Source organism: Streptomyces sp. NBC_00249 (assembly GCF_026342355.1).
Lineage (GTDB): Bacteria > Actinomycetota > Actinomycetes > Streptomycetales > Streptomycetaceae > Streptomyces.
This window is the reverse complement of the sequence record NZ_JAPEMV010000004.1, coordinates 670,914-687,181: the sequence shown is the minus strand read 5'-3', so window position 1 is coordinate 687,181 and position 16,268 is coordinate 670,914. Positions and strand designations below refer to the sequence as shown.

Annotated in this window: 13 protein-coding genes and 1 tRNA gene; 6 read left to right on the top strand and 8 right to left on the bottom strand. The window is 71.1% G+C overall.

The annotated features are described in order from the left end of the window. Window positions 1-19: 19 nt before the first annotated feature. Window positions 20-490 carry a hypothetical protein gene (locus OOK31_RS21580; RefSeq protein ID WP_267088909.1) on the bottom strand — a complete coding sequence of 157 codons (471 nt, stop codon included), beginning with the start codon at window positions 488-490 and terminating at the stop codon, window positions 20-22. Between the two features lie 110 nt (window positions 491-600). Here OOK31_RS21580 and hrpA point away from each other — a divergent pair, with 110 nt between their 5' ends. Together hrpA and OOK31_RS21570 are read left to right on the top strand one after the other, a co-directional pair. Further along, window positions 601-4,524: an ATP-dependent RNA helicase HrpA gene (gene hrpA, locus OOK31_RS21575; RefSeq protein ID WP_267088908.1), complete on the top strand. Its 3,924-nt coding sequence runs from the start codon at window positions 601-603 to the stop codon at window positions 4,522-4,524. A gap of 70 nt (window positions 4,525-4,594) precedes the next feature. Further along, window positions 4,595-4,668 (top strand) — tRNA-Asp (locus tag OOK31_RS21570). Window positions 4,669-5,270: 602 nt separating this feature from the next. Here the strand turns inward: OOK31_RS21570 and bldC are convergent. Both bldC and OOK31_RS21560 read right to left on the bottom strand, forming a co-directional pair. Then, window positions 5,271-5,477: a developmental transcriptional regulator BldC gene (gene bldC, locus OOK31_RS21565; RefSeq protein WP_003949541.1), complete on the bottom strand. Its 207-nt coding sequence runs from the start codon at window positions 5,475-5,477 to the stop codon at window positions 5,271-5,273. 588 nt (window positions 5,478-6,065) lie between these two features. Beyond that, on the bottom strand, window positions 6,066-6,923 hold the full coding sequence (locus OOK31_RS21560; RefSeq protein WP_267088907.1) for a hypothetical protein: 858 nt from the start codon (window positions 6,921-6,923) through the stop codon (window positions 6,066-6,068). Between the two features lie 212 nt (window positions 6,924-7,135). Between OOK31_RS21560 and OOK31_RS21555 the strand changes: the two genes are divergently transcribed. Then, on the top strand, window positions 7,136-8,245 hold the full coding sequence (locus tag OOK31_RS21555; RefSeq protein ID WP_267088906.1) for a Glu/Leu/Phe/Val dehydrogenase dimerization domain-containing protein: 1,110 nt from the start codon (window positions 7,136-7,138) through the stop codon (window positions 8,243-8,245). 276 nt (window positions 8,246-8,521) lie between these two features. Next, window positions 8,522-8,791, top strand: a complete 270-nt coding sequence (locus OOK31_RS21550) for a DUF3073 domain-containing protein (protein WP_267088905.1) — start codon at window positions 8,522-8,524, stop codon at window positions 8,789-8,791. A gap of 101 nt (window positions 8,792-8,892) precedes the next feature. Here the strand turns inward: OOK31_RS21550 and purM are convergent, their stop codons facing one another. Further along, window positions 8,893-9,963: a phosphoribosylformylglycinamidine cyclo-ligase gene (gene purM / locus OOK31_RS21545; protein ID WP_267088904.1), complete on the bottom strand. Its 1,071-nt coding sequence runs from the start codon at window positions 9,961-9,963 to the stop codon at window positions 8,893-8,895. Window positions 9,964-10,064: 101 nt separating this feature from the next. After that, window positions 10,065-11,582: an amidophosphoribosyltransferase gene (purF, locus tag OOK31_RS21540; protein ID WP_267088903.1), complete on the bottom strand. Its 1,518-nt coding sequence runs from the start codon at window positions 11,580-11,582 to the stop codon at window positions 10,065-10,067. A gap of 168 nt (window positions 11,583-11,750) precedes the next feature. Here purF and OOK31_RS39415 point away from each other — a divergent pair, with 168 nt between their 5' ends. After that, window positions 11,751-11,846, top strand: coding sequence for a putative leader peptide (locus OOK31_RS39415; RefSeq protein WP_323188240.1), 96 nt, complete (start codon window positions 11,751-11,753; stop codon window positions 11,844-11,846). Window positions 11,847-12,032: 186 nt separating this feature from the next. After that, window positions 12,033-13,490, top strand: coding sequence for a sulfatase (locus tag OOK31_RS21535; protein ID WP_267088902.1), 1,458 nt, complete (start codon window positions 12,033-12,035; stop codon window positions 13,488-13,490). A gap of 21 nt (window positions 13,491-13,511) precedes the next feature. Here OOK31_RS21535 and OOK31_RS21530 read toward each other — a convergent pair whose 3' ends face one another. From OOK31_RS21530 to OOK31_RS21520, 3 genes are read right to left on the bottom strand one after another with little or no spacing between them, the layout of a single operon-like run. After that, a complete protein-coding gene (locus OOK31_RS21530; protein WP_267088901.1) occupies window positions 13,512-13,991 on the bottom strand; it encodes an META domain-containing protein in 480 nt (159 codons plus the stop codon). Window positions 13,992-14,029: 38 nt separating this feature from the next. Continuing rightward, window positions 14,030-14,824: a maleylpyruvate isomerase family mycothiol-dependent enzyme gene (locus OOK31_RS21525; RefSeq protein ID WP_267088900.1), complete on the bottom strand. Its 795-nt coding sequence runs from the start codon at window positions 14,822-14,824 to the stop codon at window positions 14,030-14,032. Between the two features lie 54 nt (window positions 14,825-14,878). Beyond that, window positions 14,879-16,144, bottom strand: coding sequence for a hypothetical protein (locus tag OOK31_RS21520; protein WP_267088899.1), 1,266 nt, complete (start codon window positions 16,142-16,144; stop codon window positions 14,879-14,881). Window positions 16,145-16,268 lie beyond the last annotated feature (124 nt).

The window sequence follows — 16,268 nt, the reverse complement described above, 5'->3', positions numbered from 1 at the left end:
CGGGCGCGGAGCCGGCCTCCTAGACCCGCATCACGGACAGCTCCACCGGTCCTGGCGCCGGCCGGTCGGGCCCGCGTACGAGGACCCGTACGGGCCGAGCCCCCTGCGGACGCTCCACCCCGGCCCCGGCCCGCGCGGCCGGGAGCTGCGCGTGGTCCTGCCCGGCGCGGGGCGGGAGCAGCGGCGCGGGCCCGTGCCCGGCCCCGCCCGGATCACAGACGGGCCCCCGCCCCTCGGCTTCCGCCGGGCTGCTGAAGTCCCCCCGCACGGCGGACCCGTCCGCGGCGGTCCGCACCGAGTACCGGGCCCCGGCCGTGGCGGCGGCCGGCGTCGCGGGGACACCCGGGCCGACGGTCGGCACGGAGGCGGAGGCGGGGACGGCAAGGGCGGGCCCGGGCTGCGGCCCGGCCAGGGCCGTGGTGGCGGCGGGACCCAGCAGCATCGCGAGCAGCGCCGCCAGCAGGCAGCACACGTGGCGACGGCGGGACAAGGTGGGCTGCCTCTCACTGGCACATCGGGGGGACTCGTCCCGAAATGGTACGGGGCGGGGCACAAATGCGTTCGCCACCCGCAGGGCCCAGGTGAGATCCTCGACCAGGTATGTCTACTTCCTTCGCCGCCCTGCAGACGCTTCTCGGTGAGATCAACCTCCGTGACGCGCACCGCCTCGGCCGCCGCCTCGAAGGCGCCCGCCGCATCCGCAAGCCCGAGGCCAAGCAGGCCGTGCTCGACGAGATCGCCGCGGAGGCCGAGAAGGCCGCCGCGCGACTGGCCGGCCGTGCCTCGCGGATGCCGGAGGTCACGTATCCCGAGAACCTGCCCGTCAGCCAGAAGAAGGACGAGATCGCCGAGGCGATACGCGACCACCAGGTCGTGATCGTCGCGGGCGAGACCGGCTCCGGCAAGACCACGCAGATCCCCAAGATCTGCATGGAGCTGGGGCGCGGCGTCCGGGGCATGATCGGGCACACCCAGCCCCGCCGGATCGCGGCCCGCACGGTCGCGGAGCGGATCGCGGAGGAGCTGAAGTCGGAGATCGGCCAGACGGTCGGCTGGAAGGTCCGGTTCACCGACCAGGTGGACCAGGACGCGACCTTCGTGAAGCTGATGACGGACGGCATCCTGCTCGCCGAGATCCAGACGGACCGCGAGCTGCGCGCCTACGACACGATCATCATCGACGAGGCGCACGAGCGCTCGCTGAACATCGACTTCCTGCTCGGCTACCTGGCGACGCTGCTGCCCAAGCGCCCCGACCTGAAGGTGGTCATCACCTCCGCGACGATCGACCCGCAGCGTTTCTCCCGGCATTTCGGGGACGCGCCGATCGTCGAGGTCAGCGGCCGGACGTACCCGGTGGAGGTGCGCTACCGGCCCCTGCTGGAGGAGGACTCCGAGGACTCGGACCGGGACCAGATCACCGCGATCTGCGAGGCCGTGGACGAGCTCCAGGCGGAGGGCCCCGGCGACATCCTGGTCTTCCTCTCCGGTGAGCGCGAGATCCGCGACACGGCGGACGCCCTGGAGAAGCGCAAGCTGCGCCTGACCGAGGTGCTCCCGCTGTACGCGCGCCTCTCGCACGCCGAGCAGCACCGGGTGTTCCAGCAGCACACGGGCCGGCGCATCGTCCTCGCGACGAACGTCGCCGAGACCTCGCTGACGGTGCCGGGCATCAAGTACGTGATCGACCCGGGCACCGCGCGCATCTCCCGCTACAGCCACCGTACGAAGGTGCAGCGGCTGCCGATCGAGCGGATCTCGCAGGCCAGCGCCAACCAGCGCAAGGGCCGCTGCGGCCGTACCAGCGACGGCGTCTGCATCCGGCTGTACTCGGAGGACGACTTCCTGACCCGTCCGGAGTTCACGGACGCGGAGATCCTGCGCACCAACCTGGCCTCCGTCATCCTCCAGATGACCGCCGCCGGGCTCGGGGAGATCGAGAAGTTCCCCTTCATCGACCCGCCGGACCACCGCAACATCCGTGACGGCGTGCAGCTGCTCCAGGAGCTCGGCGCGCTGGACCCGTCCGAGAAGGACCACAAGAAGCGGCTCACGCCGATGGGCCGCCAGCTCTCCCAGCTGCCGGTCGACCCGCGCCTGGCCCGCATGGTCGTCGAGGCCGACAAGAACAACTGCGTCCGCGAGGTCATGGTGATCGCGGCGGCGCTGTCCATCCAGGACCCGCGCGAGCGGCCGTCGGACAAGCAGACGCAGGCCGACCAGAACCACGCCCGGTTCAAGGACGAGACGAGCGACTTCCTCTCCTTCCTGAACATCTGGCGCTACGTCCGCGAGCAGCAGAAGGAGCGCGGCTCGTCCTCGTTCCGCCGGATGTGCAAGCAGGAGTACCTGAACTTCCTGCGGATCCGCGAGTGGCAGGACATCTACTCGCAGCTGCGTACGGTCGCCAAGTCGATGGGGATCCACGTCAACGAGGCCGACGCGGCCGAGACGAACATCCACATCTCGCTGCTGTCGGGCCTGCTGTCGCACATCGGTCTGAAGGACACGGACAAGAACGAGTACCTGGGCGCCCGGTCGGCCAAGTTCGCGATCTTCCCGGGCTCGGCGCTGTTCAAGAAGCAGCCGAAGTTCCTGATGTCGGCGGAGCTGGTGGAGACCTCGCGGCTGTGGGCGCGGGTGAACGCCAAGGTGGAGCCGGAGTGGGTGGAGCCGCTCGCCCAGCACCTGATCAAGCGCACGTACAGCGAGCCGCACTGGGAGAAGGACCAGGCGGCCGTGATGGCGTACGAGAAGGTCACCCTGTACGGGGTCCCGATCGTCGCCCAGCGGAAGATCAACTACGGGCGCATCGACCCCGAGGTCTCGCGCGAGCTGTTCATCCGCAACGCGCTGGTCGAGGGCGACTGGCGGACGCACCACAAGTTCTACGCCGACAACCGCAAGCTGCTGACCGAGGTCGAGGAGCTGGAGAACCGGGCCCGGCGCCGGGACATCGTGGTCGACGACGAGACCCTCTTCGACTTCTACGACCAGCGCATCCCGGAGCACGTGGTCTCGGGGGCGCACTTCGACTCCTGGTGGAAGCACAAGAAGCGCGAGGAGCCCGAACTCCTCGACTTCGAGCGCGAGATGCTCCTGACGGAGAAGGCGGCCGGGGTCACCAAGGCCGACTACCCGGACTCCTGGCAGCAGGGCCCGCTGAAGTTCCGGGTGACCTACCAGTTCGAGCCGGGCGCGGACGCGGACGGCGTGACCGTGCACATCCCGCTCCAGGTGCTCAACCAGGTCACCGACGAGGGCTTCGACTGGCAGATCCCCGGGCTGCGGGAAGAGGTCGTCACCGAGCTGATCCGTTCCCTCCCCAAGCCGGTCCGCCGGCACTACGTGCCCGCGCCGAACTTCGCGACGCGCTTCCTGGCGACGGCGCACCCGCTGCAGGAGCCGCTGCACGTCACGCTGGCGCGCGAGCTGCACCGGATGGTGGGGGTGCCGGTCGCGGCCGAGGACTTCGACCTGACCCGGATCCCGGAACACCTGAAGATCACCTTCCGGATCGTCGACGAGCGGCGCCGCAACCTCGGCGAGGACAAGGACCTGGAGGCGCTGCGGCTCTCCCTGAAGCCCAAGGCCCGCCAGGCCCTCTCCAAGGCCGCGGCGGCCACCGCCGAGCGCGCGGGCGGGGAGTCCCTGGAGCGCACGGGGCTGACGGACTGGACGATCGGCACCCTGACGAAGGTCTTCGAGACCCGCCGGGCCGGCCAGCCCGTGAAGGCGTACCCGGCCCTCGTCGACGACGGGACGAGCGTCTCCGTACGGCTCTTCGACACCGAGGCCGAGCAGCAGCTGGCGATGTGGCTCGGCACGCGCCGGCTGATCCTGCTGAACATCCCGGTGAACCCGGCGAAGTTCGCCTCGGACAAGCTGACCAACCAGCAGAAGCTGGCCCTGTCGAGGAACCCGCACGGCTCCATCCAGGCGCTGTTCGACGACTGCGCCACCGCCGCGACCGACAAGCTGATCGCCGACCACGGCGGACCGGCCTGGGACGAGGCGGGCTTCCGCAAGCTCTACGAGGCCGTACGGGCCGACCTGGTGGACACGACCGTACGGACCGTGGGCCAGGTGCAGCAGGTCCTGGCGGCCTGGCAGGCCTGCGAGCGGCGGCTGAAGGCCACCAACAGCCTGGCCCTGATGGCGAACGTCGCCGACGTGAAGGCGCAGCTGGCGGCCCTGATGCCGGCCGGGTTCGTGACGCTCACCGGTCTGCGCCGGCTGCCGGACCTGATGCGGTACCTGGTCGCGGCCGACCGGCGGCTGCAGCAGATGCCGACGGGCGCCCAGCGCGACACCACGCGCATGCAGAAGGTCCACGAGATGCGGGACGAGTACCTGTGGCTGCTGGAGCAGCTCCCGAAGGGCCGGCCGGTGCCCGAGGCGGTCACCGAGATCCGCTGGATGATCGAGGAACTGCGGGTCAGCTACTTCGCGCACGCCCTCGGCACGGCCTACCCGGTCTCCGACAAACGCATCGTGAAGGCGGTCGACGCACTCGCCCCGTGATCGGGTTCGACTGCACCCCCTGACCTGCTGTACAGTCGGATTCGCAGCCGGGCAACCGGAGGCAAATCAAGGACCTGTGGAGCAGTTGGTTAGCTCGCCACCCTGTCAAGGTGGAGGTCGCGGGTTCAAGTCCCGTCAGGTTCGCAGAAACGTCAGGGCCCGCACCCCGTAAGGGATGCGGGCCCTGACGCGTTTCCGGGACGGGCCACCGGACCCGGTCGGGCGACGGACCCGCCCCCATGATCGCCTCGGGCGCGCGACGCCCTTGAGGGGCCCCAGGAGGCCCCGTACGACCCTCCCCGGCTCCCTGGCCCCCACGCGGCCCCGCAGGCCCGCAGCGGCCCTCCTGCGGCCCCGGTCGCGCAAGGCGCCCCTTCCGGGAATACCCCCCGTCCGCACGGGGCACTCTGTGCCGGAGATCCCCTTACGTGGCGCATTGCCGGATATACAAGAGTCATCAGCTGTGACGGGAGTCACCACATGAGTTTTTGAGATGCGCACGTTTATCGGACTCATACGCCCGCTCGATTTAATATGTGCAATGGCACCCACCCCGCCGGCCCCCGCGCATCCCCGCCGCACCGCCCCCGTCCGGGCATAAAAAAGATCGCGCTGGACCCGGCGGAGTCCAGCGCGATCTAACGGCAATGAGCCTGTTGGGGCAGGACCAGCCGTTTGAAGCCTGTGGGTTTCATCGGATTGGGGGACCCGGGAAAGCCCGTTTAAAGCGGTGTTGCTGCGGGACCTCAGGCCTCGCTGCGCTGCTGCGGAATTCCCGCGAGCAGTGCGCGAACCTCGGCCTCGCGGTAGCGGCGGTGTCCACCCAGGGTGCGGATGGACGTGAGCTTGCCAGCCTTGGCCCAGCGGGTGACCGTCTTCGGGTCCACGCGGAACATCGTGGCAACCTCAGCCGGGGTCAGCAGCGGCTCGGCATCAGGGGTGCGAGCGGTCATGAGCGGCCTCCTCGGGAGAACCGAACCATCTCGGTTCTTTCCTCTAAATTCTGCACCTTGGCCCGCGTTGCCCGAAATGGACATACGCAGGCCGAGTCGGTTATAGGACGAACGGCTTGTCCTCGGCACTACAACTACACCATCCGTCCAGCCCCAAGGGCCAAACCGATGGAATTGCCCTCCGAGGTGTTCATCAGCGGCGGAAGCCGATGGACCGTCCCATAACGGACAGTCACCCCACTGTGACGATCAGTCACAGAGCGATCAGGAGTCGTCAGACCCCCCATAGAGTGCAATACCGAGCATTCCGCCCGAAGTTGGGCGGAAGGAACCCTCCCCGGACTCCTTGTCCTATTTTGGCACGAGGGTAGGGGAAGGGCGCAAGGGTGTAGATAGTGCGGTCCGTCACGCTTGGGCCAATGGCCCGTATCGGGACGTAGGTCCTGGAACTAAGACCCTAATGTCGTGATCAAGCGCCTGATCTGCAACTTGTACCCGATCAGGCGATACAACCGATACGGGCGAAACGCACGGGCCCCCGGACCGCCGTCCGGCCCGACCCCGAAGGTCCGGACATCAGTACGGGTGCTAGTTCGCGAACAGTCTCTCCCGAACCGCCCGCCAACGGTGTGCCAGCTCGCCGTAAATTTCCGTAGCCCCCTCCCGGTCGCCGGCCCGCAGCACCGCGATCCCCTCCGCCAGGTCACGCGCCGACCGGTCCGCCGCCAGGGCGTCAGCGGGCAGCGCGTGCAGCAGCCCGCCGTAGTCCAGTTCGACCATCGACCGCGGATGGAACTCCTCCAGCCAGCTCCCGACCTCCACCAGCCCCTCCGCCAGCGAGCCGTACCCCTCCGCCGCCCGCAGCGTCCGCAGCCCCCGCGCGAGCCGCCGCCGGGCCTGCACCATCGGCGTCCGGTACCGCAGCACCTCCCCCGGCACGTACTCCCGTTCCTCGTCCGCCACCAGCACGAACCAGCGCAGCGGCACCTGCCACACCCCCGTACGGATCCACGGGCGCGCGTCCGGGTTCCGCTCCCGCCAGGCCTCGTACTCCTCCGCGGCCCGGCGCCGCGCCAGAGGCGGCAGCGCCGCGTCCAGCACCGGCAGCGGGAAGGAGTCCACCAGCTCGCCCAGCGCCAGCCACCCGCGCAGCCGGGTACGCCACGGGCACACCAGCAGCCCCCCGTCCTCGAGCACCGCCGTGAAGGCGTCCGCGCTCTCGTGCGCCGGCACCCCCACCACCGGGACCCGCACCAAGTCGGAGAGCGAACGCAGCAGTTCGTCCTGTGCCGTCGGGGACACCCCGCGCCGGGCGTAGTCCGCCCAGTGCGTGCGCTCCGGCTCGGGGAAGGCCGACAGCGGCTCGTAGACGCGCAGGTAGGAGGCGTACGGAACGGCGGGCACGGGGCGCGCGGCGGCCGGCCTGGACTCGGAGGATTCGCTCACCTGCGGTACCTCCCCTTTTTTGGGGCGCCTTCACCTCCGGGGCGCTGGATGCCGTGCTCTCGGCCCGCAGGGGGCTTTCACACGGGAGTGTTCCGATCCCCGGACAGGGGCTACCGCCACGCCCCACAGGTCTTACTCTGCTCCCAGTGCGCCCTCCCCCACCCGCAGGGCGGGCGTCTTTCCGCCGCATCTCTTCCATGGGAGTCACCACCGTGACCGAAATGACCGACGGCGTCCTGCACACCCTGTTCCGCAGTGAACAGGGCGGCCACGAGCAAGTCGTGCTGTGCCAGGACCGAGCGTCAGGCCTCAAGGCCGTCATCGCCATCCACTCCACCGCCCTGGGCCCCGCCCTCGGCGGCACGCGCTTCCACGCGTACGCCTCCGACGAGGAGGCCGTCCTCGACGCGCTCAACCTCGCGCGAGGCATGTCGTACAAGAACGCCCTCGCCGGTCTCGACCTCGGCGGCGGCAAGGCCGTGATCATCGGCGACCCGTCCGTGCTGAAGTCCGAGGAACTGCTCCTGGCCTACGGCCGGTTCGTGGAGTCCCTCGGCGGCCGCTACGTCACCGCCTGCGACGTCGGCACCTACGTCGCGGACATGGACGTCGTCGCCCGCGAGACCCGCTGGGCCACCGGCCGCTCCCCCGAGAACGGCGGCGCCGGCGACTCCTCGGTCCTCACCGCCTACGGCGTGTTCCAGGGCATGCGCGCCAGCGCCCAGCACCTGTGGGGCGACCCGACGCTGCGCGGCCGCAAGGTCGGCGTCGCCGGCGTCGGCAAGGTCGGCCGGCACCTCGTCGGGCACCTCCTGGAGGACGGCGCCGAGGTCGTGATCACGGACGTCCGCCAGGAATCCGTCCAGGAGATCCTCGACAAGCACCCCGGCGGCAAGGTCACCGCGGTCGCCGACACCGAGGCCCTGATCCGCGTGGAGGGCCTGGACATCTACGCCCCCTGCGCCCTCGGCGGCGCGCTGAACGACAGCTCCGTACCGGTGCTCACCGCCACCGTCGTGTGCGGTGCGGCGAACAACCAGCTCGCCCACCCGGGTGTGGAGAAGGACCTCGCCGACCGCGGGATCCTCTACGCCCCCGACTACGTGGTCAACGCCGGCGGTGTCATCCAGGTCGCCGACGAGCTGCACGGCTTCGACTTCGACCGGTGCAAGGCGAAGGCTTCGAAGATCTTCGACACCACCCTGGCCATATTCGCGCGTGCGAAGGCGGACGGCATCCCGCCGGCCGCCGCGGCCGACCGGATCGCCGAGCAGCGGATGTCGGAGGCGCTCGCCGCCCGCGCCGCGGCCCGCACGGCCTAGCCCTTCGGGGACCCGCCGGGGTGCGGCGAGACGGAACTCACTGCACTTCGGCGGGTCGCGGGCCAGGAAAGCGTTAAAATCGCAGCTGACCAGCGAGTACGGGGTGCCCCGCTGGTCCTGCGAAGTGGCGCGTCATGCGGGCGGCGTACCGTATGGCCTCGGAAGCAGGTACCGTTGAACCCCTACGGACGGTCTCTCCACGGAGAGCCCGCTCCGAACCATGAACGCGTGTCAGACTCTGGGGCCGTCGAGCCCCGTCACCGAGGGGGTCGAGCCATGGGGCGCGGCCGGGCCAAGGCCAAGCAGACAAAGGTCGCCCGCCAGCTGAAGTACAACAGCGGCGGGACTGACCTCTCGCGTCTGGCCAATGAGCTGGGCGCATCGCCGACAGAGCCGCTGCCTATCAGCGCGCCGGTCGAAGTCGATGACGATCAGGACGATGACGACGACGACCCGTACGCCAAGTACGCGGCTCTGTACAACAGCGATGACGACGAGGACGAGGACGAAGAGTCCGGTCCGTCGGCGCACCGTCGCGGGGCTTGACGCGCAGGTTCCCTGAACACGGCGTCTGCACCAGCTGACACAAGCTGACAAATACTGAAACCCGGTCCAGGGCATTGCCCCGGACCGGGTTTCAGTGCTGCTCAGACCGCGTACGAACCGGTGAGGGTCGCGCCCTCGGTGTGGTCGCCCCGGTCCAGGATCTCTCCGGCGACCCAGGCGTCGACGCCCCGGTCGGCGAGGGCGGTCAGGGCCACGTCCACGGATTCCTGCGGGACGACGGCCATCATGCCGACGCCCATGTTCAGGGTCTTCTCCAGCTCCAGCTGCTCGACCGAACCGGCCTTGCCGACCAGGTCGAAGATCGCGCCCGGGGTCCAGGTGGAGCGGTCGACCGTGGCGTGCAGGTGGTCCGGGATGACCCGGGCCAGGTTCGCGGCGAGGCCGCCGCCGGTGATGTGCGAGTACGCGTGGACCTCGGCCGTACGGGTGAGGGCCATGCAGTCCAGCGAGTAGATCTTGGTCGGCTCCAGCAGCTCCTCGCCGAGGGTCCGGCCGAGCTCCTCGACGTGCTGGTCGAGGGACATCCCGGCCCGGTCGAAGAGGACGTGCCGGACCAGCGAGTACCCGTTCGAGTGAAGGCCGGAGGAGGCCATCGCGATGACGGCGTCCCCCGTACGGATGCGATCCGCGCCCAGGAGCCGGTCGTACTCGACGACACCGGTGCCCGCGCCCGCCACATCGAAGTCGTCCGGGCCGAGCAGACCCGGGTGCTCGGCGGTCTCGCCGCCGACGAGGGCGCAGCCGGCGAGGACGCAGCCCTCGGCGATGCCCTTGACGATGGCCGCGACACGCTCGGGGTGAACCTTGCCGACGCAGATGTAGTCCGTCATGAAGAGCGGCTCGGCGCCGCAGACGACGATGTCGTCCATGACCATGGCGACCAGGTCGTGGCCGATCGTGTCGTACACGCCCATCTGACGGGCGATGTCCACCTTGGTGCCGACCCCGTCGGTGGCCGAGGCCAGCAGCGGGCGCTCGTAGCGCTTGAGGGCGGAGGCGTCGAAGAGGCCGGCGAAACCGCCGAGGCCGCCGAGGACCTCGGGGCGCTGCGTCTTCTTCACCCACTCCTTCATCAGCTCGACGGCGCGGTCGCCCGCTTCGATGTCCACGCCCGCGGCTGCGTAGCTGGCACCGGTGGTCTTCTCTGTCATGACAGGGAGAGCTTTCGTGTCGTTACTGCGGGTGGTGCAGGGCCCTGGGAAAAGCCTGAAAGACAGGGCCCGGCGCAGGTGGGGCAGGTGCGGGCGAGCGCTCAGGGGCGGCGGAGCGCGTCGGCGGCGTCGGTACCGCCCGCGAGCTCGGACTCCAGGAGCTGCTTGCCCAGGAGCTGCGGGTCGGGCAGCTCCATCGGGTACTCGCCGTCGAAGCAGGCACGGCAGAGGTTGGGCTTCTGGATGGTGGTCGCCTCGATCATCGCGTCGAGCGAGATGTACGAGAGCGAGTCCGCGCCCAGCGACGTGGCGATCTCGTCGACCGTCATGCCGTTGGCGATCAGCTCGGCCCGGGTGGCGAAGTCGATGCCGAAGAAGCACGGCCACTTCACCGGCGGGGAGGAGATCCGGATGTGGACCTCGGCCGCACCGGCCTCGCGGAGCATCTTGACGAGCGCGCGCTGGGTGTTGCCGCGGACGATCGAGTCGTCGACGACCACCAGCCGCTTGCCGCGGATGACTTCCTTGAGGGGGTTGAGCTTGAGGCGGATGCCGAGCTGGCGGATCGTCTGCGAGGGCTGGATGAAGGTCCGGCCCACGTAGGCGTTCTTGACCAGGCCGGATCCGTACGGGATCCCGCTGGCCTCGGCGTAGCCGACGGCGGCGGGCGTGCCGGACTCCGGCGTCGCTATCACCAGGTCGGCGTCGACCGGGGCTTCCTTGGCGAGGCGCCGGCCCATCTCGACACGCGAGAGGTAGACGTTGCGGCCGGCGATGTCCGTGTCCGGGCGGGCCAGGTACACGTACTCGAAAACGCAGCCCTTGGGCTTCGCTTCCGCGAATCGCGAGGTGCGCAGGCCGTTCTCGTCGATCGCGATGAGCTCGCCCGGCTCGACCTCGCGGACGAAGCTGGCGCCGCAGATGTCGAGGGCGGCGGTCTCGCTCGCGACGACCCAGCCGCGCTCCAGGCGGCCGAGGACCAGCGGGCGGATGCCCTGCGGGTCACGGGCGCAGTAGAGGGTCCCCTCGTCCATGAAGACGAGCGAGAAGGCGCCCTTGACCTTCGGGAGGACCCGGGTGGCCGACTCCTCGATGGTCAGGGGCTTGCCGTCCTCGTCGGTCTGTCCGGCGAGGAGGGCGGTCACCAGGTCGGTGTCGTTGGTGGCCGCCACCTGGGTGGCGCGGCCGTCCTGACGGGGGAGGTCGGCGACCATCTCGGCAAGCTCGGCGGTGTTCACCAGGTTGCCGTTGTGACCCAGGGCAATGGAGCCGTGGGCGGTCGCGCGGAAGGTCGGCTGGGCGTTCTCCCAGACGGAGGCACCAGTGGTCGAATAGCGGGCGTGACCGACCGCGATATGACCCTGGAGCGAGCCGAGAGAGGTTTCGTCGAAGACTTGGGAAACGAGGCCCATGTCCTTGAAGACGAGGATCTGGGAACCGTTGCTCACAGCGATTCCCGCGGACTCTTGTCCGCGGTGCTGCAGTGCATACAGTCCGAAGTAGGTGAGCTTGGCGACCTCTTCACCCGGAGCCCAGACACCGAAGACGCCGCAAGCGTCCTGGGGGCCCTTTTCGCCGGGGAGCAGGTCGTGGTTGAGTCGTCCATCACCACGAGGCACGCTCCCGAGTGTAGGCGAGATCGACCACTGGTCCGAATTGGGGACCTCCGGGAAAAGTCACAGTGCGGACAGTCCGGTTACCCGTGCGGAGGGTGACCGTCCCGGTGTCTCGATATCCGGAATGCGATGGTTGACAGACACCTGTGGGTTCGTACAAGCTTCCGGCTCATGCAGCCCCTCGGTGACCGAGCCGTCACCCTCGTCGAGCGCCGGCACGTGGACCTGGTCCGTGTCGCGAGCGCCATCTGTCGTCGCTGCGCGTAGTTCTCCGGCGCGCCTGAGCGCGCGCTTTATCCTCCTCCGCCGTTTCCCGTCGCCGCGAACCCTGTTGCGCCGTTCCGCGCCGGTCTTCCCGCCGCCTTTCCCCGCCCCGTCCGCGCCTGCTCCGCCGTGCCGTGCGCCGTCCCGCGCCGCCCCGGACAGGTCTACGGGCCATGCCCTGGAGCACTTGTGTCTTCCTCTGAATCCAACCTGTCCCGGCGTGCCTTCGGCGGCGCCGTCGGCGTGGGCGCGGCCGCCGCCGCGGTGGGGCTGGGCGCCGCCTCGCCCGCCTCCGCCGAGCCCTCCCGGGGCGGGCCGTCCGGGCCCTTCGAAGCCCAGTACGCGGGACCCGGGGAGCGGGACTTCCGGGCCGCCCGGGGCCGGCAGTCGCGGCGCCCGAACATCCTGTTCATCCTGGGCGACGACCTCGGCTGGTCGGACCTCTCCTCGTACGGCGCCCCGCACATCAAGACCCCGAACCTGGACCGGCTCGCCCGCCAGGGGGTCCGCTTCACCGACGCCTACTCGGGCTCCGCGACCTGCTCCCCGACCCGGTTCAGCCTGTACACGGGGCGCTACCCGGCCCGCACGAAGGGCGGTCTGGCGGAGCCGATCGCCGACAAGTCGGCGGGGCTGGAGCCCACGCACCCGACGTTGGCCTCGCTGCTGAAGGAGGCGGGCTACGCCACCGCGCTGATCGGCAAGTGGCACGCGGGCTACCTGCCCGACTACAGCCCGACCAAGTCCGGCTGGGACGAGTTCTTCGGCAACTTCGGCGGAGCCCTGGAGTACTACTCCAAGCTGGGCCTGGGCGGCGAGTACGACCTCTACGAGGGCGACGCCGAGTACAAGGACCTGCGCTACTACACGCGGATCATCACCGAGCGGGCGAGCGAGTACGTCGCCCGCGACCACCACGGCAAGCCGTGGCTGCTGAACCTGAACTTCACCACCCCGCACTGGCCTTGGATCGCCGACGGCGACACCGAGGCGAGCGCCGAGATCGTCCGCCGGATCAAGGCGGGCGACGGGCGGGCGCTGTGGCACCAGGACGGCGGCTCCGTCCAGAAGTACAAGGAGATGGTCGAGGACCTGGACCGCTCGATCGGCGAGGTGCTCCAGGCGCTGAAGCGCTCCGGCCAGGAGGACGACACGATCGTCGTGTTCTCCAGCGACAACGGCGGCGAGCGCTTCTCCTACAACTGGCCCCTGGCCGGCAACAAGGCCTCCCTCCAGGAGGGCGGGATCCGGGTGCCGAACATCCTGCGCTGGCCCGCCCGGGTGGACGGCGGGCAGGTCAGCCACGTCCCGGTGTTCAGCCCGGACTGGACGGCGACCCTGCTGGAGGTAGCCGGGGCCCGGCCGCACCGCGCCTACCCGCTGGACGGCACCAGCCTCGCCGGGTACCTGCTGCGCGGGGAGAAGCCGGCCGAACGGGACCTGTTCTGGCGGGTGCGCGGGGAGCGGGCGCTGCGCCGGGGCGACTGGAAGTACTACCGGGGCAAGTCGGGCCGTGACCAGCTGTTCAACCTGGCCGGGGACATCCGGGAGCAGGCCGACAAGGCGGCCGTGGAGCCGGCCCGGCTGGCGCAGCTGCGGGCTGCCTGGGAGAAGACGGACGCGGGGCTGCTGCCGTACCCGGCCTGAGCTCTGTCGTGATCGTTGTGGTCACTCGGCCGCCGAGGCCGCCCCGGCGGTGAGGGTGGTGCCGTCGGGGGCGGTGAGGGTGAGGGTGCGGTCCTGGATCCGCCAGGTGAGGGGGCCGCTGCCGAACAGGCTGGTCAGGGCCCGCTCGACCTCGCCGGCCCGGCCTTCGCAGGCCATCCGGGTGGTGGTGAGCGGCCCGACGGTCACGGTGGGGCCGGTGACGGTGGCCGGGGCGCTGAACCGGTTGCAGCCGAGGGTTCCGCTAGCCCGCCCCTCGGGGGTGAGCGTGAAGCGGGCCGCGCGGTCCTCGGGGGCGGTGGCCCCGGCGACGGTGGCTACGGTCCAGGTGGTCGCGGTGAGCGGGGCGTCGGCTGCGGGCGGGCGGGACGGGCCGGGGCCGTCCGGGGTGAGGGCGGCGGTCGGGGTGCCGCCCCCGCAGCCGGTGAGGGCGAGCGCGGCCAGCAGCGCCGGGCCGGGGGCGAGGTGCCTGAGGGTACGCATGCCCCTGGGACGGGGCCGCGGCCCGGGCGGTTCCCCGCTCAGCTCATCAGGGGGAGCAGCGCGGCCAGGTCGGCGCGCTCGCCGCTGGCGCTGACCCGGGCGGCGTCGAGGGCTTCGGCCCAGCCGGTGCGGCCGGTGGCGAGGCGGATCCAGGTGAGCGGGTCGGTCTCGACCACGTTGGGCGGGGTGCCGCGGGTGTGGCGGGGGCCCTCGACGCACTGGACGACCGCGAAGGGCGGGATCCGCACCTCGACCGAGCCGCCGGGTGCCTTGAGGGCGAGGGTGTCGGCGAGCAGCCGGGTGCAGGCGGCGAGGGCCTGCCGCTCGACGGGGACGTCGAGGCCGGGCAGGGCCCGGTTCAGGTCGTCGGTGTGGACGACGAGTTCCACGGTGCGGGTGACGAGGAAGTCGGCGAGGGTCATGTCCCCGATCCACAGGTCGAGGACCCGGCTGCCGGGGTTGGCCTCCAGTGCCTCGGCCATCCGGGTGGCCGCCCGGTCGTAGAGCTCGGGCAGCGGGGCGCCGGTGAGGGTCTCGCGGGCCGCTTCGGTGATCTTCCCGGCGAGGGAGGCGGTGGCGAAGGGCCACTCGACGGCGCTCAGCTCGGGAACGGCGGCGGGCGGCCGGGCGAGGCCGCCGGCCAGCGAGTCCGCGATCCAGGCGATGTGGGCGGCGAGTTCGGCGACGCTCCACTCCCCGAGCCCGCTGGGACGCGCGAGCTGTTCGGGGGTCAGGGTGTGTACCGCCCGGGCGACGTGGCCGAACTGCGCGGTGACGGCCGCGCGGATCTTCTCGGGGTCGTAGGTGCGCTGCTTCTTCTTGGCGGGCGGCATGGGCCCGACCCTACTCGCGCCGGGCCCGCCGTGGCCGGGCGCGCCGTGCCCCGGTCAGTCCCCGCCGCCGCAGCCTCCGCCGCAGCTGCTTCCGCAGCTGGAGGAGCAACTGCCGGAGGATCCGCAGCCGCTGGACGAACCGCTGCCGCCGGAGGACTCCGCGCGCTCGCGGCGCCGCTTCTCGTCCTCCGCGCGCCGGACGGCGTACGAGGTGCCGGCCGGGCGCCACTCCCGGCAGGTGTGGCGGCGGTGGGGCATCAGCGGTGCGGCGGTGAGCTCGCTGACGATGCGGGAACCGCCCGCGTAGACGGCGAACTCCAGGAGGATCTCGGCGCCTTCGCAGGGCACCCCGTAGAGGATCGCCTCGTACGGTTCGCTCAGCTCGTCGATGTCGTGGTGCTCGGTGCGCAGCCGCTCCTCGGGGCCGCCGACGAGGGTCCGCCCGCGGTAGCCGCGGTAGCTGTCCTCGAAGCGGTCCCGGAAGGCGACGAGGGGCGGTGCGGTGGTGGTCCGGGCGTCGGCGAGCAGCCAGTTCCGCTCGCCGTAGCGGTGGCGGACCCCGACGCGCAGCACGGGCTGCGGGCCGTCGTGCAGCCGCCGGGCGGCGCGGCGGGCGGTGAGGCCGCGGCCGAGGAGCGGGGTGCCGGGGGCGAACAGCAGCAGGGCCATGACCTGCTGGCCCGAGGCGTCGTACGGGTGTCCGGCGGGCGCCTTCAGGTCCTCGGCGAGGCCCCAGGCGAGGAAGGCGGTGGCGGCCGCGCAGATCAGGGCCCCGGCCAGGATCAGCCACCGGCCGCGGTGGCGGTGCCCGTCGGGGAGGTCGTCCGGGACGGGTCGGCGGGCGTCCCCCGCGGCCTCGAGGACCAGGGCGCGCTGGATCCGGCGGGAGCGCAGGCGCAGCAGGGCGCCGGTGAGGGCGAAGGCGCCGAGCGCCAGGGTCACCCACGCTCCGGCCCGGCCCGTGCCGTCGGCCTCGGCGGGCCGGAACAGGGCGAGGACCGCTTCGAGGGCGATCAGGGGTACGGAGCCGACGGTCGCGGCGGGCGGCAGGAAGCGGTACCAGGCGGGGAGCGCGACCAGCAGGACCGCTCCCTGGTAGCCGTCCCACTCGGTGCCGACGCTCGTGGCCGTCGGATCGCCGACCGCCCGCAGGACCACGGCGAGGAGGACCAGCGGGACCAGAATCCACCCCCCGGCGACGGGCCCGAGGACGGCGGACACACGGGCCGCACGCCAGCGCTCGGCGTCGGCGACCTTCCACCCGGGGACGCCGCCCTCGGGTATCGCCGCTGGTGGCAGGTGCTTGACGATGTCGCTCACGGCGCCAGTATGCGTACGCGCCCGGTCGGCCAGTAGGCCCGCGGGGACACGGAATCGCTACGACCGCATCCCGGTCACCGGTGCCGACGACGACACCGAGCCCCCGCCCGGAACGAATCCGGAC

What these genes read in the sequence shown, in the direction of transcription:
- hrpA (WP_267088908.1), top strand. Translation starts at nt 601, where the DNA reads ATGTCTACTTCCTTCGCCGCCCTGCAGACGCTTCTCGGTGAGATCAAC.
- bldC (WP_003949541.1), bottom strand. Translation starts at nt 5,477, where the DNA reads ATGACCGCTCGCACCCCTGATGCCGAGCCGCTGCTGACCCCGGCTGAG.
- OOK31_RS21550 (WP_267088905.1), top strand. Translation starts at nt 8,522, where the DNA reads ATGGGGCGCGGCCGGGCCAAGGCCAAGCAGACAAAGGTCGCCCGCCAG.
- purM (WP_267088904.1), bottom strand. Translation starts at nt 9,963, where the DNA reads ATGACAGAGAAGACCACCGGTGCCAGCTACGCAGCCGCGGGCGTGGAC.
- OOK31_RS39415 (WP_323188240.1), top strand. Translation starts at nt 11,751, where the DNA reads ATGCAGCCCCTCGGTGACCGAGCCGTCACCCTCGTCGAGCGCCGGCAC.
- OOK31_RS21530 (WP_267088901.1), bottom strand. Translation starts at nt 13,991, where the DNA reads ATGCGTACCCTCAGGCACCTCGCCCCCGGCCCGGCGCTGCTGGCCGCG.
- OOK31_RS21525 (WP_267088900.1), bottom strand. Translation starts at nt 14,824, where the DNA reads ATGCCGCCCGCCAAGAAGAAGCAGCGCACCTACGACCCCGAGAAGATC.